This window comes from Rhizobacter sp. P5_C2 (assembly GCF_054049715.1).
In genome coordinates this window covers 39100-59075 of the sequence record NZ_JBFULV010000038.1, presented here as the reverse complement: position 1 = coordinate 59075, position 19976 = coordinate 39100, and the positions used below count along the sequence as shown (strand labels likewise).

Here is a 19976-nt window from a genome sequence, read left to right as displayed (position 1 = left end):
CCCACGCCACGCGCGTGGCCAGCTACAACCCGTGGGTCGGCCTGGGCTGGCTGGTCACGGGCAAGACCGTCGGCGGGCTGCAGCTGACCGCCGAGCGCAACCTGCTGGACCGACACACGGCGTTGAAGCTGTGGACCCAGGCCAACACCTGGTTCAGCCACGACGAGGGCCGCAAGGGTCAGATCGCGGTGGGCCAATGGGCGGACTTCGCCGTGCTGTCTGCCGACTACTTCCAGGTCAGCGAAAGCGACATCGCCGACCTCTATTTGGAACTCACCGTCATGGACGGTCGTGTCGTGCATGGCAGCGGCCCCTTCGCGAACTTGGCACCGCCGCTGCCGCCCGCGAGCCCCGACTGGAGCCCTGTGCGCCGCTTCGGTGGCTACCAGCACCGCAATCCCGCGGCCGGGCTGTTCACCCGCACCGGCAATCGCGCCGGCCCGGCCTGCGGCTGCGCGAGCGCCTGCGGCGTGCATGCGCATGCCCACGCCTGGGACCGCACGGCGCCGGCGGAGGACGCCCGCAGCTTCTGGGGTGCGCTGGGCTGCTCGTGCTGGGCGTTTTGAATTCACGGCGATTCACACCACAAGTCCGCGACTTTCTTCCATGATGCCGACGCGCGATGCAACTCCGGCAGTTCGGCACCCGACATGGACTCCACAACGGCAGAGCAGGTCGCCCACGGTCAGACGACAGCCTTTGATTTCGGGCCATTCCGGTACGACCTGATCCGTCGCGAGCTCCGCGACGCCAATGGGCCTGTTCGCGCCGGCAACCGCTCGCTGCAGCTGCTGGAGGCACTGCTCCAAACGCCGGGTCGGCTCTGCAGCCGCGACGAACTGGTCGCCCAGGTCTGGCCAAGCACGGTGGTCGAGGAGACCAGCCTGCGGGTCCACATGTCCGCACTGAGGCGGGTGCTCGGCGACGGACAGGGCGGCGCCAGGTACATCACCAACGTGCCGGGTCGGGGCTACGCCTTCGTCGGCGAGGTGCGGGCCTTCACGTCGACCGTGGCGCCGGCCGTCCAGGCGCTTGATGACCCGAAGGACGCATTGCGCAAGCTGCCGCCCCTGCTCACGCGCCCCGTCGGCCGCGGCCAGGACATCGCCAGGATCGGCGAACTCCTGTCCCGGGAGCGCCTCGTCTGCGTCGTCGGCGCCGGCGGCATGGGCAAGACGACGGTCGCCCTGGCCGTGGCGGAGCACCAGACACCGCTGCACGAGCAGGGATCGTTCTTCGTCGATCTCTCCATGCTGACCGACCCGGCACTGGTGGTCGTCGAGGTCGGGCAGTCCTGCGGCCTTGATGTCGCCCGTGGCGAGCCGTGGGCCACGCTGGAGAACGCTCTCAGCCGCCAGCAGGCTCTGCTCGTGCTGGACAACTGCGAGCACGTGATCGACGCCGTCGCGGCATTGGCCGACCGGTTGCTCCGCACTTGCCCTCGATTGCGCATCCTGGCGACGAGCCGGGAGCCGTTGGAGGCCGAGGCCGAATGGGTGTTCAGGCTGCCGCCGCTGGGCGTGCCGGCACCTGATGCCCTGCTGTCTGTCGATGCCGTGCTGGCCTACCCCGCCGTCCAGCTGTTCGTTGAGCGTGCGCGGGCGGCCTGCGCGTCGTTTGTCCTGACCAACGCCAACGTGTCGGCGATCAGGCAGCTCTGCGAGTATCTGGACGGCATTCCGCTGGCGATCGAGCTCGCCGCCGCCCGCGTGAACAGCCTGGGCGCGCAAGGGCTGCTGCTGCGCCTGGAAAGCGCCTTCGAGTTGCTGACGCGGGGGCGGCGTACCGCCATGAGCCGCCACCAGACCCTGCATGCGGTGATGAACTGGAGCTACGAGCTGCTGACCGAGACCGAACGGCGGGTGCTGCAGCGCCTGGCGGTGTTCAGGAGTGCCTTCGACCTGGAGGCCGCCGTTGCCGTTGCAGCCGGCCCCGAACTGCTCCGACAGCAGGTCATTGACAGCGTGTTGAGCCTGTGCGGGAAGTCGCTGATGGTGCTTGAGACGGGCAGCGGTGGTTCACCGCGCCATCGGCTGCTCTATGTCACCCGCCTGTTCGCCGAGCGGATCCTTGCGGCCATGCCGGAAGCTGTGCAGGTGCACCGCCGGCATGCCGTCTTCGTGCTGGGCTGCACGGTGGATTCGAACAAGGGCCGGCAGCAACTCTCCCGCTTCCGCCGCAGCGCTGCGCTGGCGTCGGCCATCGCCGAATTGCGCGCCGCCATCACCTGGGCGTTGTTGGAGGAGAACGACCTCGCGCTCGGAGTGGAGGTGGTCGCCGAGTCCATGCCGAAGTGGCACATGGCGGGCCTGTTCGAAGAGTACGGTCTCCACCTGATCGCCGCGGCCGACAAGGCCGGGCGTGCCGGCGTGGCGGGCGCGCGCCTTCTCACGCGTTTGCAACTGCTGCAGACCTTCCTGTCAGGCCAAGCGCTGGCAGACAGCGAAAGTCACCAGCGCGGGATGGCCATTGATCGACGCCTCGTGGACCAGTTCGACGGCCATGGGGACAAGATCGAGGCGCTCTTCGCCCTGTGCGCGAGCGCTTTCGGGCGAGGTGACTATCTGCAGGTGTTGAGCTGCTGCGAGGAAATACGGGAGCTCGCGCAAGGGGATCTGGAAATCTTGTCTGTCGCCGTGGGCGACCGGCTCACGGCGATTGCATTGCACGAATTGGGTCAGCACGATGCCGCGGAGCGGTTGGCTCACCGGGTGATGAAGCTGGACGCCGATGGGCTCGAGTCGCGCTTTCAGAGCCCGCTGCCCTTTCAGCTCTCGATGCAGATCAGACTGGCTCGCATCCATTGGCTGCGCGGTGATTTCCGGGTGGCCTGGGCGATGGTTCAGGACATCGTCGTGAGTGACGACGAGGCTCACATCTATATCAAGATCCATCCACTTGCTTTCGCGGCGATTCCCATCGCCATCTGGCGCGGCGACATGCAGACAGCGGCCCTGTGGAACCACCAACTGCTGAACCATTCCGTGCGCGGCAACGTGCCTTACTGGCAATCGTTCGCCCAGGTGTTCGACTGCCTTCTGGCCGGCCGGCCGCTGCTGCCCGACCGCGACGAGGGCCAACTGCTGGCCAAGAACGCCGTGCTGATGGACATATGCGCCGCATTGCAGTTGGCCGCGCCGGACCCCATCACGCTGGCCCGAGCACGTCGGGGCGAGGTGGGCTGGTGCGCTCCGGAGGTACTGCGCCTGGCCGCACTGGCGGCGCTTGATCCGCACGATGAAGCAGGCCGGGGCCGCTGTATCGCCGAGCTCCGCGCGGCATTCGAGCTCAGCGTGGAGCAAGGCGCGCGTTTCTGGTCGTTGCGGATTGCCATCAGCCTCTTCGAGGTGGCTGCGGCAGGCTCCGCTGAGCGGGCGTCAGCGAGAGGCACGCTGTTGACAATACTGAACGCCATCGACGACGGTTCAGCGCAACCGGATCTGCAGCGGGCGCGGCATCTGGCGGCGGGAGAGAACTGCGGGTCCCAGGCCTCGCACGCCTTTCAGCAGGCGCGCACGCACGGGGCCGCTTCAGCGCAGTGAGTTCGAGACGCTCAAGTCTCCTGTCCGATTGATGAGTTCGGCCGGCAATGCCTGCCCCCTGCTGCATCGGAGGTCAGCGATCAAGGATGATTCGGGCCGCTGGAACAAGAGCCTGGCCACGCTGCGGATGGAGCAAGAGGCAGCGCGCTCGACGGCCACTCCCTCAAAACTCCCCCGGCAAGAAAAAACGCCCTAGAGGCGTGGACCTCTAAGGCGTTGAATCATTTCTTGTTTTTTGGTGCGGCTGGCAGGATTCGAACCCACGACCCCTTGGTTCGTAGTTCTGTCGCCGCGCGTAACTTGTTGATTCATAAGGTTCGGCTCTTGGAAGAGAGTCGCATCATTGCCCTGGTGTGCGTTGCCTCACACCAGCCAGTCCCCCAAAAATCCCCCACATCTCCGGCCGCTATGCAGCGGTTGCAGCCGGTCGATCGCGATCGTCGAGCGTCCGCTTATTGCGACGAAGCAGGCAAGGCGAGGCACAGGTGACAACACAGCGAGCCGCAGGGGAACTTTGCGCAGCTGAGGCCCGCGATCCTCCTCGACCAACCTCTGTTGTGGATTCAAACAATCCGCTGAAAGGCAGGCACGGGTTGGCGGACAGGCCGGGCAAGCCAGGTCGCTGATGGTCGAACAGGTGCCGTCGCCTCCTCGAGCCCTGTTCTTCGAGGCCTACCGATCGTCGAATGGCGCGAACACTTCGGCCACCCAGTCCACAAATAGCCGGATCTTGGCACTCAGGTGCCGGTTGCTCGCGTACAGCACGTGGAAGGACTGGCGCGGGCGCGTCCAGTCGTCGAGCAGGCGGGTCAAACGGCCGTTCTCGAGGTGCGGCGCGGCCATGAACTTGAATGCCTGTCCGATTCCCACGCCAGCCAGTAGAGCGCTCAAATGCGCGGTGCTCTCGTTGACGGCCACCTCCACTTGGCCGTGCACCAATATCTGCTCGCCCGTGTTGTGGAATTCGAGCGGGAACGCCCGTCCGGTGAGCGACGAGAAATAGCCGGCAATGGCGTGACCAGGAACGCGGCGCTTGCTCTCGTCCTGCGCCGGCCGGGGCATCAGTTCGGAAGGGTGCTTCGGAACGCCGCGTGCCTTCAGGTAGACCGGGCTTGCACAGGTCACCCAATCCATGTCGGCGATGCGTCGCGCCACAAGCGACGTGTCCGGCAACGGCCCGCCCCGAATCGCGCAGTCCACGCCTTCGCCAACGAGGTCGATCGGACGATCGCTGACGCCGAGATCGACATGCAGATCCGGGTAGCGCGCGCGGAATCCCGGCAGCGCGGGGATGAGGATCATGTTGGCAACTACCGAGCCGACGTCAACCCGGATGCGCCCACGCGGCTGGGCGCGCGTGCGCGAAGCGCTTTCGTCCATCTCGTCGAGTTCGCCGATCAGTCGGGTGGCCCGCTCGTAGTAGGCCGCGCCCTCCGGCGTCACGCTGAGGCGTCGCGTGGTCCGATGCAGAAGCTTCGTTCCCAAGTGGCGCTCCAGATCCTGGACAAGCTTGGTCACCGTGGGTCGCGGAATGTTCATTGTGTCGGCGGCGCGCGAGAAAGCCCCGGATTCGGCGATCCGCACGAAGACGCGCAGCGCCAGCAGTTGGTCCATAGCGTTGGCTGTTGGGTTGTTTCGCCCCCATTATTCAAGCACATGAAATAAGAAGTGCAAATCCGCACCTTTATTCCTGCCCATGACATTCGTAAGCTTCGCTCACCCTCTCAACTCAGGAGCACGACATGGGAAACAAACTCGCCGGCAAGGTTGCCGTCATCACCGGTGGCACCATCGGCATCGGTCTGGCAGCCGCCAAGACCTTCGCGTCCGAAGGCGCGTTCGTCTACATCACGGGACGGCGTCAGGCCGAGCTGGATGCGGCCGTCGCCGCCATCGGGCAGAACGCCCAGGGTGTGCGAGCCGACTCGACGAAGCTGGACGAACTGGACAAGCTCTACGACCTGGTGCGGACACAGCATGGCCGCGTTGACGTGCTGTACGCGAACGCAGGCGGGGGCGAGATGCTGCCGCTGGGCGCAATCACTGAAGAGCATTTCGACCAGACCTTCGAACGCAACGTGAAGGGCGTCGTGTTCACGGTGCAGAAGGCGTTGCCTTTGCTGGAGAAGGCAACACGCGGCGCCTCCGTCATCTTGGCGGGCTCGACGACCAGCGTGAAGGGCACTGCCAACTTCAGCATTTACAGCGCGACCAAGGCCGCGGTGCGCAACCTCGCCCGCAGCTGGGTTCTGGACTTGAAGGGCCGTGCGATCCGCATCAACACGCTGTCGCCAGGGCCGATCCACACGCCCGGCTTGGTCGAGCTCGCAGGGCCCGAGGCCGCGCAGCAGCAGGGCCTGCTCGACTACCTGACCGCACAGGTGCCGATCGGCCGCATCGGACAGCCCGACGACGTCGCCAGGGCGGCGCTGTTCCTCGCTTCCGACGATTCGTCGTTCATCACCGGCATCGAACTGTTCGCCGATGGTGGCATGGCGCAGGTCTGAACTGCCCATCGACGAACCCCTCACCTGTCAAGGAAAGTCTCATGACAACCGCACTCGAACTGCTTCAGGCCTATCAAGACTATGTCCGCACTCCCGCCGCCGCTGCGGCGCTCTTCGCGGACGATGGCGTCCTCGAACTGCCGACGGTCCAGGCGCATGCCCGCGGCCCCGCAGCCGTCGAGGCCCTGCTCTCCGGCCTGCTGGCCAAGGTACCCGACTTCCGCTTCAAGGACTTCAAGGTCTGGATCGACACGCCCGACAAGGTCTTCGGCGAATACTCGGTCGAGGCGGTGGTGGTCGACACCGGCAAGATGTACCGCCAGACCTATGCCGGCGTGTTGATCGCGGAGAACGGCAAGATCAAGTTGCTGCGCGAGGCACTTGACACCGCGGCTGCTGCACGCGCCTTCAGCAAGGATTGAACGTGCAGCCGAGCCGGCGCCGTCAAGCGCTCGGCCCGGCCTTTCAGCGAGAGATCGGGCCGAGCCGCAGCAGGCTCTCCGCCGTCGACACGAGGTCTTCATTCGGCCGCGGATACCAACCACGTCGCAGACATCCACGATGCCGAGCGAGATATGCGGCAAGCCCGGCATGGTTCCCTCCAGCATGCGCTTGGCGATGGAAGACGAGGCATCGGGACCGAGTGCCGACCCGAAGATGCCGACCGAATGGTTGACCAGATTGATCGTTTGAGTACACTTGGTAAATGGCAAGCAAATCGAGCGAAGCACCTCAGTCGGCGGCGGAGGCCCGGAGGAACTCGATCCTCGACGCCGCCGTCAAGGAGTTCGGGCGGCACGGATACCGGAAGACCTCGATCGAAGATCTGGCCGCTGCCGCCGACATCTCCAAGCAGGGTCTCTACCTGCATTTCGCGGGGAAGAACGAGGTCTTCCTAGCCGCGATGCAGAAGTACCTCGACGACTGCATGGCCCTGGTGGACAAGGCGCTCGGCCGGACCGACCTGTCGCTGGTCGACCGCCTGACGGCGGCGCTGGATGCCTGGTTCGGAAGGCACCTGGCCACGTTCAGTCCCGCGTCGTTCGACGTCATCGTGACGGGCGATCAGCTGTCTCCTGCCGCGGTCGAGGAGGTTAAGGGCGCGTTCATGAAGCGCATCGCCGGAGCGCTGGCCGCGTCGCCTGAATTCACGACGTCCGGTGCGAACCGCTCGGCAAAAGAGGTGGCGCAGGTGCTGTTCCTCTGCGGTCTCACGTGGAAGGAGGGTTCGCCCTCTCCGCGCGAATTCTCGGAGCGCCTTCGGCTCTGTGTTCGAGTCTGCTGTCACGTGAAGAAGTGAGGGATCCGATGGGCATGGGCAAGATTCTCGTCACTGGCGGCTCCGGCTTCCTCGGTAGCCACTGCATCGAGCAACTCCTCCAGAGCGGGCACGAAGTGCGTACGACCGTGCGCTCGGAAAGCCGGCGGGCACTCGTTCGCTCCATGGTGGGTCAAGGCAGGCCCCATGCCGATGACCGACTGGGCTTCGCGATGGCCGACCTGCAACGGGACGAAGGCTGGGCCGATGCGGTCAAGGACTGCGAGGTCGTCCTCCACGTCGCGTCCCCCTTCCCGCCCGCCGCACCGGAGCATGAAGACGACCTTGTCGTCCCCGCCCGCGAGGGCACTCTGCGCGTGCTGACCGCCGCACGAAACGCCGGAGTGAGGCGGGTCGTCCTCACATCTTCCTTCGCCGCGATCGGCTACGGCCACGGGCGTGCCGGCCAAGCCCTCGACGAGACGTCCTGGACTCACCTCGATGCGAGTTCCAGCGCCTACGTCAAGTCCAAGACCTTGGCCGAAAAGGCGGCCTGGAATTTTGTCGCCACCGAAGGGCAAGGCATGGAGTTGACGGTGATCAATCCAGTGGGGATCTTCGGCCCCGTTCTCGGCACCGACTACTCGTCGTCGATCTCCTTGATCAAGCACATGCTCGAGGGCCGGGTCAGCGCTTGTCCCAAGGTGTATTTCGGCGTGGTGGACGTGCGCGACGTCGCAGACCTTCACATCCGGGCCATGACTCACCCAAAGGCGTCCGGCGAGCGCTTTCTCGCTTCGGCCGGCGACTGCGTGTCGATGCTCCAGGTCGCTGCCATGCTCCGCGAGCGCTTCGGCGACGTCGCGGCCAAGGCGCCCACCAGGGAGCTTCCCGACTGGTTGGTGCGCGTCGCCGCGCTCTTCAAGCCGGAGCTCAGGCAGGTTCTCCCAGAGTTGGGCAAGGACAAGCACATCTCGAACCGGAAGGCCCGCCAACTGCTGGACTGGGCACCACGCAGCAGCGAAGACGCCGTGGCCTCTGCGGCGCAGAGCCTGCTGTCCAGGGGGCTCGTGGCCATCAGCCCACCGCCCTGAGCCTCCGTACTCCGCAAACCCAACTACCGGACTCCGTCCACGACCTTCGATCCACCTGAACGCGACCTCACCATGAAAACTGCACTCGACCTCCTCAAAGCCTATACCGACAACGCACGGAACCCCGCCGCCGCCGGTGCGCTCTTCGCAGACGATGGCGTGCTGGAACTTCCGACTATCAAGGTGCATGTCACCGGACCTGTCGGAGTCGAAGGACTCCTGACCGGCCTACTGAAGCGTGTGCCCGATTTCAGGTTCAAGGAATTCAAGTCATTCATCGACACGCCCGACAAGGCATTCGCCGAGTATTCGGTCGAAGCGTTGGTGCCCGACACCGGCAAGGTGTACCGCCAGACCTATGCCGGCGTGTTGATTGCGGAGAACGGCAAGATCAAGCTGCTGCGCGAAGCACTCGACACCGCAGCGGCTGCCGCCGCATTCAAGAAGGATTGAGGGCCCATCATGTCCGATCTCTTGAAAAGGCTGTCCGCCGAAAGAATTTCACGCCGCGATGCGGTTCTCGGCATCGCGCGCGGTGCCTCGGCTGCTGCGTTTACAACGAGCTTTCTGGCCCAGGCGACCGAGTTCGCCGGCCAGAGTGCCGCTGCGCAAGAAGCGATCAGGCCATTTCGGGTCGCCGTGCCACAAACCGACATTGACGACCTGAAGCGCCGCTTGGCCATGATGCGTTGGCCCGAGCGTGAAACGGTTTCCGATTGGTCGCAAGGCGTGCCCCTGGACACCGCGAAGCAGGTGATCAATTATTGGCACGACAAGTACGACTGGCGAAGGTTCGAGCGCCAGATCAACGGCTACCCGCAGTTCAGGACGCGCATTGACGACCTCGACATCCACTTCATCCATGTGAAGTCGAAGCATCCGGGCGCGCTGCCCGTCATCATGAGCCACGGCTGGCCGGGCTCGGTGGTCGAATTTCTCAAGGTGATTGGCCCCCTGACGGACCCGACTGCGTACGGCGGCCGCACTGAAGATGCGTTCGACGTCATCATTCCCAGCCTCCCGGGGTTCGGATGGTCGGGCAAGCCCACCGATACGGGCTGGGACGTCGTCCGCACGGCCAAGGCCTGGGGTGTCCTGATGAAGCGCCTGGGCTATGCCCGCTGGGTTGCCCAAGGCGGCGACTGGGGATCCGGTGTGACCCACGCGCTCGGCCATGTCAAGCCCGAGGGCTTGGTGGCCGCGCACGTGAATTGGGCCTTCGTCTTCCCGGACAAGCTGCCGGTGGACCCGACAGCGGACGAGCGATACGCCATGGATCGTGCCGCGCAGTTCACGGGCGACTGGGCCGGCTACTTCAGGGAGCAGGCGACCCGCCCGCAGACCATCGGCTACCCGCTGGCAGACTCGCCGGGCGGCTTGGCCCTCTGGATCTACGAGAAGTTTCAGGCGTGGACGGACAATCCCGGCAGCGTCGACAAGGTACTAACGATGGACGAGATGCTCGACGACATCTCCGTCTACTGGTTCACCGACACGGCTGCCTCGTCCGCACGCTTTTACTGGGAAAACACGCGCAAGGGCTCCGCCAATTTCAACGCCGGTGTCATCGACCTGCCGATGGCGGCCACCATGTTTCCTAAGGAGATCTTCACGACGCCGAAATCGTGGGCGGAGGCGCACTGGCCCCACCTCATCTACTGGAACAGGGTGGACCGCGGCGGTCACTTTGCAGCTTTCGAACAGCCGACGATCTTCACCGAAGAACTCCGCAAGGCGTTCAGGAAGGTTCGGGCATGATGCGGGCAGTCGTGGGGGCGGCATGCGCCGACTTCTATTCACTCGAAGAGAAGACCGCGCTTGGCCAGTTGCTCAAGTTCGGAACTCAACTGTCGGGGTATGCACTGATCTAAGGCACCCGTCCCTATGACGCCAAAGGCCAGATGCTGCCGGACGAGATCACCGGTGGCAGCCCTTACCGCGCGTCGACCATCGCGGGCGGTGACCGCTCGAGGCAGCCGTCGCCGAAGGTGCCGTTGCTGCCTCGCTTCCGAGTCGCGTTCTACATTCACAACTGGTGCCGTCGCTTGGGGTTGTCGTCGAGTTATGGTCGCCTCGAGTTGCCATGTGTGAAACCTATGCCTAAGCGCCTATGGGAGTTGGTGCCCTACCAGAGCGTGGGTTGAAAACCAGTGAGCACCGGCAGATCGCCCGCAACCGGCCAAGACCCGCCGCGCGCCTGTGCCCGCTTTCGGTGAAGCCATGGCCGTGTTGGAGAATCCGTCAATGAGTACCCTCAAGCGAATCTGGCAGGCGCTCGTCGCTGCGCTCGGGCAGTTCTTCGCGGCCTACTCTTGGATCGAGATCGTCGAGGAGAAGAAGGATCGCCTCGTCCTGAGCGTGAATACTCGTCATGTGATTGCCGACAAGGTCAGTCGCCTTGTCTCTGCAGCTGGGCGATCCGTTGCCAGCTTCGAAGCCATTCAATCCGTTGAGGTACAGCACTGCCGCAACGGCAAGAGGCTCGAATGGTGGGTCGTCAGCCTTCACCTTCTCAGCGGACGTCGGCTACGGATCGGCAGGACAGCAGACGAAGTTCAGGCGTCGATTGTTGCGGCGCACTTGAGCACCATTCTTGGAAAGGACGTTCTGGCCGTTGCGAGCAGCGTTGAGCGTTAGCGTTGGTCGAGCGCCAGACCACATTCGCTCGCCCCGACTCGTTGACGAACCGCTTGCGATCGGCCTCGCTCGACGGTGCCTGAAGACGAACGCCTACTGTCGGCCGAGGCCGTGTGAAAACTCGCCGCGTTGAAGGTGGCCACCGAAATCGACCTCTCAGATCGCGCTGTATTCGACGATAGACCTTAAGGTAGGGGTGAGAAGACCCCCGAAATGCTTCGAGTCTCGAGTTTTCACACAGCCTCGGTCGGAAGCAGACTGCCTCTGCTCGACAGGGCGTATGTCAGCTGTCGGGCGTCTGGCCTGATCCGGCGAACGTCGGGTCCCCCATACTGGTCATTCGCCGTTCGACGGGACGAACGTCCGCTTTCGGCCGCCCAATCCGGCCTGGCCGTTGACCGCTATGGGTGGAGCCGTCGTTCGGCGGCCGGACCTGACTGACCGCGACCAGTCTAGCCGTCGTAGGCTGCGCAGCGACTGCTGTCGGTCGTGGACGAACTTCAGGTACACATTCAGTGCCACGCCGCGGTGATTCAACTGCGACACCAGACTCAGCAATGACGAGTCGGAGATCGGTCCGCCCCCACCTCCTGGAGGTCTCCGATACTGGCTGGAAGGTAGATGACCGACAGCCCGAGCCAATGCACCCTCATGACAATCGCTCACGAGGTTCGCCATGCCGCTGCAGTCCTGTCTTCTGAATCGACACACTCGTCTGGGGGCCGGACCGCTGGCCCTCCACGTTGCAACCCCCACTGCGCAGGCGGCGCCTGCGGACCAACCGCCGCCGGTCTCCAGCGCCTTCATCCAGGCGGGCCTCTCCCAGGATGCGCGGATCTATGTCTTCGGCGCGAGCCGAGACTGGGGGAAGCCGTTGCAATGGCGTGATGCTGCGGGCTACTGGGAGTCGTCAATCGGGCAATGGCGAACGCGTCACGCCCCCGAAGGCGACCGCGGCGCGCTCGTCACCCAGGTGGGCGCCATGCGGCCCGCTACTGAACGATCACGTTTTCACTCCATGGAGGGTCGACACCGCGAGCGGGCTCGGACGCTCTATGCCGTCGTCATGCTGGTCGCCCTGGTGTCGGCTTCCTTCACCGCGATGGCACACGACGATTCTCACTGTGCGCGAAAGCAGTCTCCATGGATCGCCTGAAAGCCCTCGCCGTCTTCAAGTCGGTCGTCGAGCATGGTGGCTTCTCGCGTGCGGCGGTGGCACTCGACATGTCGGGCTCCGTGGTCACGCGAACGGTGCAGGACCTGGAGGCACTGCTGGGGGTGCGCCTGCTGTTGCGCACCACGCGCAGCGTTTCGCCCACGTCGGTCGGAGAATCGGTGCTCGAGCGAGCCACGGAGCTACTGGCATCCTATGACGAACTCGAAGCCTTCAGCAGCGAGTCGGCCCACGAACCCCACGGGCTGATCCGGTTTGCGGCCGCCGCGTCGTATGGGCGGCTTCACCTCGGAAAGGCACTGGCGGCTTTTCGGGCACGGTGGCCGCGGGTCTCGGTGGACCTGCGCTTGCGTGACGACCCAGTGGATGTCCTCGCGGACGATGCAGACCTGGCGTTGTGCCTGGAAGGCCACCTGCGGCAATCGCATGTCGCTCGCGAGCTCGCGAGGCTGGACGTGGGCTGGTTCGCCTCGCGTAATTTCTTGCTCGCCAGCGGAAGCCCCGCGACGCCGCTGGACGTGAGCCGCTTCGACTGCCTCGTCCATCGCCCGGCGCGCCCAGCCGGGTGGACCTTCGTGCACAGGGACAGCGGGCTGCGACACGAGGTGCCGGTCGCGGGCGCCCTTCAGTCTACCCATGATGAAGTCCTGATGGAGGCCGCCGTCCACGGGGCCGGCCTGGTGCAGCTGCCGCTGTTCATGGCCGAAGCCTGCGTGGCCGAGGGCCGCCTGTGCCGGGTGCTGAGAGATTGGCATGCCGACCCGGTGTCCCTGCACCTCTGCTACCCGTCGCGGCGCCATCAACCGCTCGCCGTTCGCAAGCTCGTCGAGCATCTGGTGGAGTGGCTCGAGCCCCCGACGATTTACCGCGCTTTACTTGTGCCCCCCGGACTCGTGCACGACGATGTGGTGCTAAGTCAACAGAGGGACTGATGCCATGAATCCCAGCCTTGCTTCGGACGTCCTGTCGAGTCGCCGCCACCAGGCATTCCCTCGCTTGAGCGAGGGCGACATCGCGCGGATGCAACGCTTCGGAACACTTCAGGCCTATCCGGCTGGCACCCGCATTGTCAGTGCCGGCGAGCGCGGACCGGGCCTGTTCGTGGTCGTGACAGGTCTGGTAGCCGTCCTTCAGCGCGACGGCATGGGCAACGAGACACCTGTCGTCGAACACGGTCCGGGCAACTTCTCGGGCGAACTGGCGACGATGACCGGCAAGCCTTCCCTGGTCGACGCCGTGGCCCGGGAATATGTCGAGGCGTTGCTGCTGCCGCCCGGACAGGTGCGCTCGCTGATGATCGCCGAGGCCGATCTGGGCGAGCGCCTGATCCGCGCGCTCATCCTGCGACGCGTGGCGCTGATCGAGCAGGGCGCCAGCGGGCCCGTGCTGATCGGCCATCCGAACTCGGCCGGCCTGCTGCGGCTCGAGAGTTTCCTGCACAGCAACGGCGAGCCGTTCCGGGTCATCGATGCACGCGACGACGACCGCGCGGCGGCGCTGATCGAGCAGTACGGCGCCGCCCCCGGCGAGCCGGTGGTCGTGTGCCCGGACGGTGCCGTGCTGGTGAACCCGACCGAAGCAACCCTGGCCCGCTGCATCGGCATGGTTGACAGCGCCGAGCGCGAAGAGATCTTCGACGTGGCGATCGTCGGTGCCGGCCCGGCCGGGCTGTCGACGGCCGTCTACGCCGCCTCCGAAGGCCTGCGCGTCGTCGTGCTGGACCGGCGCGCCTATGGCGGGCAGGCCGGTGCCAGCGCGCGCATCGAGAACTACCTCGGGTTTCCGACCGGCATTTCCGGCGCCGCACTGACCGGGCGCGCCAGCGTGCAGGCCGAGAAGTTCGGCGCCGAACTGCTGATCCCGGCCGAGGTGCGGTCGCTGGACTGCGCTCGTGCGGGGCCGGAGCGTGAACTCGGGCTGCACCTCGCCGATGGCCGGCGCCTGCGTGCGCGCACGGTGGCCATCGCCAGCGGCGCGCGCTACCGCCGCCTGGAGGTGGATCGACTGTCCGCCTTCGAAGGCCGCGGCATTTGGTACTGGGCCTCGGCACTCGAGGCCACGCTGTGTGCGCAAACCGAAGTCGTGGTCGTGGGGGGCGGCAATTCGGCGGGCCAGGCCGCCGTCTTCCTGTCACAGCACGCCTCGAAGGTGCACGTGCTGATGCGCGGACCGAGCCTGCGGGCCACCATGTCGCGCTACCTGATCGATCGCATCGGTGCGGCGGCCAACATCGAACTGCACCCCCACACCGAGATCGTCGAGTTGCATGGCGAGCCGATGAGCGGGCTGGAAGGGGTGACCTGGGCCGACCGCCGGGCGGCATCGCAGGAGCATCGCCCGCTGCGCAACGTCTTCCTGTTCGTCGGGGCCGAGCCCGAGACGCACTGGCTTGGCGGGTGCAGCGTCGGCGTCGATCCGCAAGGCTTCGTGCTGACGGGCGCCGGCGTCGCGGCCGATCCCTCGGGCTGGAAGGCCGCGCCGCTGGAAACCAGCGTGCCGGGAGTGTTCGCCGTCGGCGACGTGCGCTCCGGCTCGGTCAAGCGCGTGGGTGGCGCCATCGGCGAGGGCGCTGCGGCGGTCGCACAGATTCACCACCACCTCGCAGGGTTGCCGGCGTAGCGTTGACTCTTTCGCGTGACGCTCGACTTCGTCATCCCGCCGAACTGCGTCCAGACGGGTTGGTTCTTCGTCGTTTGCGTGGCCGGTGCCGGTGCGCTGATCTGGTGCGTCGCATGGCTCCGCGTGCGCCAGGCCGCCACGAGAATGCGCCGCCTTCATGAGCAACGCATGGCCGAGCGCGATCACATGGCGCGCGAACTCCATGACACCCTGGTGCAAAGCATCCAGGGCCTGATCCTGCGCTTCCAGGCGGCGACCGATCGAATGGCCTCGGACGACCCGGCGCGGGCTGCACTCGCCCAGGTGCTGGACTGCGCCGAAGACGTGCTGAGGCAACAACTCGATCGCCTGTTCGACCCGCGCGAGCCGCCGCGCTCACACGATCGAGTGAACGGCGGGTAAAACGAATTGGGGTTCTGCCGCGGCGATGGAAGACCTATCGTTCAATCCCCCGCGCCCCAAGGAGCCACGCATGGCCTGCACGAACCGCATCAGTTCCGTGATCACTGAACCGACCGGGCGGGCTGCACGTTCCTTTGCGTTCGGACCTTTCGTGCTCATTCCCGAACGCCAGCTGCTGCTGCAGGGCGATGCACCGGTCCGCCTCGGGGGCCGTGCGCTGGACATCCTCACGGCGCTGGTCGAGCGCCCGGGCGAACTGGTCCGCAAGCGCGAGCTGATGGCGCGTGCCTGGCCGGACGTCGTCGTCGACGAGGGCAACCTGAAGGTCAACATGGCGGCCCTGCGGCGCGCGATCGGCGACGGCGTGGGCATGGCCACGTACATCGCGACGGTGACCGGCCGAGGTTACCGGTTCGTCGCCCCCGTCCAGGCTAACGGAGCACCCGGCTTCATGCCGACCCCCGCGGCGACGCAGCGGCGCAGCCACAACCTGCCGACCGCCACGACGCGCATCTTCGGCCGGGCGGAGGCCATCGATGCCATCCGGCTCGAACTCGAAGGATCGCGTCTCGTGTCCATCGTCGGCGCTGGCGGCATCGGCAAGACCACGGTGGCGCTCGCCGTGGCCGAACAGGTGCTCGGATCGTTCAGCGACGGCGTCTGGCTGATCGACCTGGCGATGCTCAAGGACCCGGCCCTGGCACCCCATGCCATCGCGACGGCGATCGGCCTGACCGCGAATTCCGAGAGCATGCTGATCCCGCTCTGCGAGTACCTGCGCGACCGTTCGATGCTGCTCGTGATCGACAACTGCGAGCACATCATCGACATCGCCGCCTCCTGTGTCGACCGGATCATCGCAACGGCGGTCGGCGTGAAGATCCTCGTCACGAGCCGCGAGCCGCTGCTGGTGAAGGGAGAACGGGTGCGCAGGCTGCCCGGGCTCGGTGCACCCCTGCTCTCATCCCGGTTGAATGCCGACGAAGCGCTCACGTTTCCCGCCATCCAGCTCTTCGTGGACCGCGCCACCGACAGGCTCGAGTCGTTCCGGCTCAACGATGCAGATGCGCCCATCGTCGCGGAGATCTGCCGCCGTCTCGACGGGCTCGCACTCGCTATCGAGTTCGCCGCGACGCGCATCGATGCGTTCAGCGTGCGCGATCTGCTGCAGCAGCTGGACGACCGGTTCCGCCTGCTGATCGGGCGCAGGGCGGGACCGGAGCGACACCGCACGCTGACGGCGACGCTCGATTGGAGCTACAGCCTGCTGCCGCCCGGCGAGGCCGCGGTGCTGCGCTCCGTGTCCGTGTTCGCGGGCGTGTTCGACGTCGCAGGGGCTGCGGCTGTGGCAGACCGCGCTCCCGCGGAAGCGGCAGACATCCTGGGGCAGCTGGCCGCGAAGTCGCTGCTGGCCACGGACCTCGATGCCGATGGCATCGCCTACCGCCTGCTCGAGACCACGCGAACCTATGCCCTCGAACGCCTGCGAGCCGGCGACGAGGATCCGCTGGTCCGCCAACGCCACGCGGAACATCTGTGCGCGACGCTCGAGCGCGCCGCCGGCGAGTGGGCCCGGCGCCCGGCGGCGGAATGGGGTCGTGCCTACGGGCGTGTCATCGACGACCTGCGCGCTGCACTGGCCTGGACCGGTCGCGATGCGGCGAATCGATCGCTCCGGATCCGGCTGACGGTCGCCGGACTGCTGCTGTGGAATCATTTCTCGCTGACCGAGGAGAGCGGCGTCCATGTGTCGCAGGCGGTCGACGAACTCGAGGCCGCGGACCTCGCCGGAACGGCCTTCGAGATGAAGCTCAAGCTGTGGCTCGGCGGCGCCACCATGTTCACGCGCGGGCTCAAGCCCCGGGCGATGACAGCCTTGCGCCGCGCGCTGGAGATCGCGGTGCGGATCGGCGACACCGACTACCAGCTCCGCTGCCTCATGATGATCGGCATCTACGAGCTGTTCACGGGCGAGCACGCTGCAGCGCTGCGCACGCTCGACGACTTCGGGGCGGTCGCCGCGAAGAACGATCCGTCCATCCTGCCCGAGGCCGACGTGCACACGGCCATCGCCGAGCTCTTTCTCGGACGCCTGCACGCCGCCGAGCAGCGGCTCGAAGTCCTCCACGCGCGCGACCAGCGTTATTTCGGCTCGTACGACATCCGGTACCTCTCCGATCCCATCGTCCTCGCGGGCGGGGTGCTGGGGCAGGTGCAGTGGCTGACGGGCCGCGCCGACACGGCCGTGCGCACGGCACAAGCCGCGCTGGAAAGCGCACGCGGGCTCGGGCATCACCTCTCGCTCAACAACTTGCTGTCGTACATCTGCCCGGTCCTCTACTGGAGCGGGAACGTCGACGCCTGTGACCGCCATGTCGCGATGCTGGAAGAGCACGTCACTCGACATGGCCTCGCCGCCCGGCGCCCGGTCGCCAGCTTCTACCGGGCCGCGCTGGCACACACGCGGGGCGACACCTCGTGCGACACGGTGGCGGCCCTGCAACAGGCCGTCGAGGAGTTCCGCAGCATCAACCACCTGGCGCGGATGCCGTACTACCTCAGCGTCCTGGCGGATGCGCTCGTGCGTCACGCCCGTCTCGGCGAAGCCGAATCGACGATCCGCAACGCACTCGACATCGCGCATGCGCACGACGAGGGCTGGTGCCTGCCCGAGGTCCTGCGCATCCAGGCGTCCCTGCGCGTGGCCCAGGGGCGCAAGCGCGACGCGGAAGTCCTGCTCGGCCAGTCGATGGCGTCGGCCCGCAAGGACGGCGCGCTGTCATGGCGTTTGCGCGCGGCCACCGACCTCGCCGGGCTCTGGTGCGCCGGGTCGAGAACGGACGATGCACGCCGGATGCTGTCGCCCATCGTCGATGAATTTTCCGAAGGGTTCGCGACGCATGACCTGAGGGCAGCGGCCCGCCTGCTGGCCGAGTGCCGCTGCCCCGCCATCACTTGCCCGACTTGACGTTGCGCTGCAGGAACGAGCGCATCAGCCGGCCGACGGTTTCGCTGTCCTCCTCGAGCGCGAAGTGCCCGGTGTCCAGCAGGTGCAGCTCGGCCTTCGGAAGATCGCGAAGGTAGGGGTGCGCGCCGGCCGGCGGGAAGATCTTGTCGTTCTTGCCCCAGACGATCAGCATCGGCGGCTGGTGCTTGCGGAAGTAGGCCTGCCAGCCGGGGTACAGCGGCGGGTTCGTGCCATAGCTGTAGAACATTTCCAGCTGGATGTCCTTGTTGCCGGGGCGATCCATGCGGGCCTGGTCGACTGTCCAGGCATCCGGGCTGATGTGGCTCACGTCGCGAATGCCTTCCGTGTACTGCCACTTCGTCGCGCCGATCTCGAACAGCGACCGCAGCTTGGCGCCGTTTGCTTCGGACTTGTCGGCCCAGTACACCTTGGCGGGTGCCCAGAACTCGTTGTCGATTCCTTCGTTGTAGGCATTGCCGTTCTGCACCACGATCGCGGTGATGCGATCGGGATGGGCCGCCGCGATGCGAAAGCCGATGGGCGCGCCGTAGTCCTGCACGTAGAGGGCGAACTTCTTCGCACCGACCGCCTCGGTGAACTTGTCGATCACGCGGGCGAGGTTGTCGAAGCTGTACTCGAACTTGTCCATCGCCGGCATGTCGCTCTGGCCGTAGCCGGGGTAGTCGGGCGCGATCACGCGGTACTTGTCGGCCAGCCGCGGGATCAGGTTGCGGAACATCTGCGACGAGGTCGGGAACCCGTGCAGCAGCAGCACGACCGGCGCGTTCTTCGGACCGGCTTCGCGGTAGAAGACGTTCATGCCGTCGACCTTGACCGTGCGGTAGCTGACGGCCGCGGTGCTGACGGAGTTCGACGGTTCGCTCGCGGCAGCGGTGGTGGCCTGGGCGCCGTGCGCCGCAAGCGCCAGCAGCAGGAGGGAGGCGAAGCGCTTGGCGCTGACAGAGAATTTCATGGTGTGTCCTTCAGTGGGTGGGTCGATCGGGATGAATCAGCCTTCGGTGGCGCCGAACATCGCCTTGGCGTAGGCGATGCCCACGCCGTAGCCGCCGGCCAGCTGCCGGGCGATGCCGGTGGTCAGGTCGTAGGTCTCGCCGCGCCCCCAGTCGCGCTGCAGTTCGAGCAGGTACTGCAGCGCGGTCATCGGTTGCGCGCCGGCCTGCACCATGCGTTGCACCGCGCGCTCGTGGGCTTCGGCCGTCACGTCACCGCAGGCATCGGTGAGCACGAAGACCTCGAAGCCCTGCTCGATCGCCGACAGCGCCGGCCCGACGATGCACACCGAGGTCCAGAGACCGGCCAGCACCACGCGCGGCTTTGCGATGGCGTTGACGACACGGATGACGTTCGCGTCTTCCCAGCAGTTCATCGTGCTGCGATCGAGCATCTCCTGGTCGGGAAAGGCCTCGATGACCTCGTCGAACATCGGCCCCGAGAAGCTCTTCGCCGCCACGGTGGTCAGGATGGTCGGCACCTTGAAGCCTGCGGCCGCGCGCGCCGCGATGCTGGCGTTGTTGCGCAAGCTCACGCCGTCGATGGACTGGGTGGCGAATGCCATCTGCGGCTGGAAGTCGATCAACACCAGCGTGTGATCGGTCGGGGTGAGCAACCGCGAGCCCGCGGCGGGCTTGGCAGTGAGGGGCATGGGATCTCTCCTTCGAGGACGGGTTGACGGGTTGCGAGCCCACAGTCTCCCGGCCACGGCACGCACCCACAACGCACCTGGGGCCACCCCGTCCTGCCTCCTCGGACCAATG

The 19976-nt window shown here is 66.2% G+C and carries 17 protein-coding genes; 14 read left to right on the top strand and 3 right to left on the bottom strand.

Annotation, left to right across the window (positions count from 1 at the left end; genetic code table 11):
• Both ACXJLU_RS15980 and ACXJLU_RS15975 read left to right on the top strand, forming a co-directional pair.
• A partial coding sequence (locus tag ACXJLU_RS15980) for an amidohydrolase family protein (RefSeq protein ID WP_457332546.1) occupies window positions 1–566 on the top strand: 566 nt, incomplete at its 5' end.
• A gap of 84 nt (window positions 567–650) precedes the next feature.
• Window positions 651–3542: an ATP-binding protein gene (locus tag ACXJLU_RS15975; RefSeq protein WP_457332544.1), complete on the top strand. Its 2892-nt coding sequence runs from the start codon at window positions 651–653 to the stop codon at window positions 3540–3542.
• 672 nt (window positions 3543–4214) lie between these two features.
• Here the strand turns inward: ACXJLU_RS15975 and ACXJLU_RS15970 are convergent.
• Entirely contained in the window at window positions 4215–5156 is a 942-nt protein-coding gene (locus ACXJLU_RS15970; RefSeq protein WP_073468923.1) for a LysR family transcriptional regulator, read from the bottom strand.
• Window positions 5157–5284: 128 nt separating this feature from the next.
• Between ACXJLU_RS15970 and ACXJLU_RS15965 the strand changes: the two genes are divergently transcribed.
• The 12 genes from ACXJLU_RS15965 (at window position 5285) to ACXJLU_RS15910 (ending at window position 18201) form a co-directional block, all read left to right on the top strand.
• On the top strand, window positions 5285–6049 hold the full coding sequence (locus ACXJLU_RS15965) for an SDR family oxidoreductase (RefSeq protein WP_457332542.1): 765 nt from the start codon (window positions 5285–5287) through the stop codon (window positions 6047–6049).
• Between the two features lie 41 nt (window positions 6050–6090).
• Entirely contained in the window at window positions 6091–6471 is a 381-nt protein-coding gene (locus ACXJLU_RS15960) for a nuclear transport factor 2 family protein (protein WP_457332540.1), read from the top strand.
• Between the two features lie 284 nt (window positions 6472–6755).
• Window positions 6756–7349 carry a TetR/AcrR family transcriptional regulator gene (locus tag ACXJLU_RS15955; RefSeq protein ID WP_073468920.1) on the top strand — a complete coding sequence of 198 codons (594 nt, stop codon included), beginning with the start codon at window positions 6756–6758 and terminating at the stop codon, window positions 7347–7349.
• Between the two features lie 14 nt (window positions 7350–7363).
• Window positions 7364–8401 (top strand): SDR family oxidoreductase, encoded by a 1038-nt coding sequence (locus tag ACXJLU_RS15950; RefSeq protein ID WP_457332538.1) that lies wholly within the window; start codon window positions 7364–7366, stop codon window positions 8399–8401.
• A gap of 72 nt (window positions 8402–8473) precedes the next feature.
• Complete coding sequence (locus ACXJLU_RS15945) at window positions 8474–8854, top strand: nuclear transport factor 2 family protein (protein WP_141287456.1); 381 nt, start codon at window positions 8474–8476, stop codon at window positions 8852–8854.
• A 9-nt stretch (window positions 8855–8863) separates the two neighbouring features.
• The gene (locus tag ACXJLU_RS15940) at window positions 8864–10159 is read left to right on the top strand and encodes an epoxide hydrolase family protein (protein ID WP_457332536.1); all 1296 of its coding nucleotides are present in this window, start codon (window positions 8864–8866) and stop codon (window positions 10157–10159) included.
• A gap of 486 nt (window positions 10160–10645) precedes the next feature.
• Window positions 10646–11038 (top strand): hypothetical protein, encoded by a 393-nt coding sequence (locus ACXJLU_RS15935; RefSeq protein ID WP_457332534.1) that lies wholly within the window; start codon window positions 10646–10648, stop codon window positions 11036–11038.
• Window positions 11039–11714: 676 nt separating this feature from the next.
• The gene (locus ACXJLU_RS15930) at window positions 11715–12194 is read left to right on the top strand and encodes a hypothetical protein (RefSeq protein WP_457332532.1); all 480 of its coding nucleotides are present in this window, start codon (window positions 11715–11717) and stop codon (window positions 12192–12194) included.
• Entirely contained in the window at window positions 12182–13144 is a 963-nt protein-coding gene (locus ACXJLU_RS15925; protein ID WP_457332530.1) for a LysR family transcriptional regulator, read from the top strand. Before ACXJLU_RS15930 ends, ACXJLU_RS15925 begins: the two co-directional genes overlap by 13 nt.
• A gap of 4 nt (window positions 13145–13148) precedes the next feature.
• Window positions 13149–14831, top strand: coding sequence for an FAD-dependent oxidoreductase (locus tag ACXJLU_RS15920; protein ID WP_457332528.1), 1683 nt, complete (start codon window positions 13149–13151; stop codon window positions 14829–14831).
• Between the two features lie 15 nt (window positions 14832–14846).
• Window positions 14847–15233 (top strand): histidine kinase, encoded by a 387-nt coding sequence (locus ACXJLU_RS15915; protein WP_457332526.1) that lies wholly within the window; start codon window positions 14847–14849, stop codon window positions 15231–15233.
• Between the two features lie 70 nt (window positions 15234–15303).
• Window positions 15304–18201, top strand: a complete 2898-nt coding sequence (locus ACXJLU_RS15910) for an ATP-binding protein (RefSeq protein ID WP_457332524.1) — start codon at window positions 15304–15306, stop codon at window positions 18199–18201.
• Here ACXJLU_RS15910 and ACXJLU_RS15905 read toward each other — a convergent pair.
• A complete protein-coding gene (locus tag ACXJLU_RS15905; RefSeq protein WP_457332522.1) occupies window positions 18185–19174 on the bottom strand; it encodes an alpha/beta fold hydrolase in 990 nt (329 codons plus the stop codon). The genes ACXJLU_RS15910 and ACXJLU_RS15905 overlap by 17 nt on opposite strands.
• A 36-nt stretch (window positions 19175–19210) precedes the next feature.
• Complete coding sequence (locus ACXJLU_RS15900) at window positions 19211–19864, bottom strand: hydrolase (protein WP_457332520.1); 654 nt, start codon at window positions 19862–19864, stop codon at window positions 19211–19213.
• Window positions 19865–19976 lie beyond the last annotated feature (112 nt).

Excerpts from the sequence above, each read along its gene's own strand:
- ACXJLU_RS15940 (WP_457332536.1), top strand. The coding sequence starts at position 8,864 with ATGTCCGATCTCTTGAAAAGGCTGTCCGCCGAAAGAATTTCACGCCGC.
- ACXJLU_RS15925 (WP_457332530.1), top strand. The coding sequence starts at position 12,182 with ATGGATCGCCTGAAAGCCCTCGCCGTCTTCAAGTCGGTCGTCGAGCAT.
- ACXJLU_RS15960 (WP_457332540.1), top strand. The coding sequence starts at position 6,091 with ATGACAACCGCACTCGAACTGCTTCAGGCCTATCAAGACTATGTCCGC.
- ACXJLU_RS15910 (WP_457332524.1), top strand. The coding sequence starts at position 15,304 with ATGGCCTGCACGAACCGCATCAGTTCCGTGATCACTGAACCGACCGGG.
- ACXJLU_RS15975 (WP_457332544.1), top strand. The coding sequence starts at position 651 with ATGGACTCCACAACGGCAGAGCAGGTCGCCCACGGTCAGACGACAGCC.
- ACXJLU_RS15920 (WP_457332528.1), top strand. The coding sequence starts at position 13,149 with ATGAATCCCAGCCTTGCTTCGGACGTCCTGTCGAGTCGCCGCCACCAG.
- ACXJLU_RS15965 (WP_457332542.1), top strand. The coding sequence starts at position 5,285 with ATGGGAAACAAACTCGCCGGCAAGGTTGCCGTCATCACCGGTGGCACC.
- ACXJLU_RS15930 (WP_457332532.1), top strand. The coding sequence starts at position 11,715 with ATGCCGCTGCAGTCCTGTCTTCTGAATCGACACACTCGTCTGGGGGCC.
- ACXJLU_RS15900 (WP_457332520.1), bottom strand. The coding sequence starts at position 19,864 with ATGCCCCTCACTGCCAAGCCCGCCGCGGGCTCGCGGTTGCTCACCCCG.
- ACXJLU_RS15950 (WP_457332538.1), top strand. The coding sequence starts at position 7,364 with ATGGGCAAGATTCTCGTCACTGGCGGCTCCGGCTTCCTCGGTAGCCAC.
- ACXJLU_RS15905 (WP_457332522.1), bottom strand. The coding sequence starts at position 19,174 with ATGAAATTCTCTGTCAGCGCCAAGCGCTTCGCCTCCCTCCTGCTGCTG.
- ACXJLU_RS15945 (WP_141287456.1), top strand. The coding sequence starts at position 8,474 with ATGAAAACTGCACTCGACCTCCTCAAAGCCTATACCGACAACGCACGG.
- ACXJLU_RS15935 (WP_457332534.1), top strand. The coding sequence starts at position 10,646 with ATGAGTACCCTCAAGCGAATCTGGCAGGCGCTCGTCGCTGCGCTCGGG.
- ACXJLU_RS15955 (WP_073468920.1), top strand. The coding sequence starts at position 6,756 with ATGGCAAGCAAATCGAGCGAAGCACCTCAGTCGGCGGCGGAGGCCCGG.
- ACXJLU_RS15970 (WP_073468923.1), bottom strand. The coding sequence starts at position 5,156 with ATGGACCAACTGCTGGCGCTGCGCGTCTTCGTGCGGATCGCCGAATCC.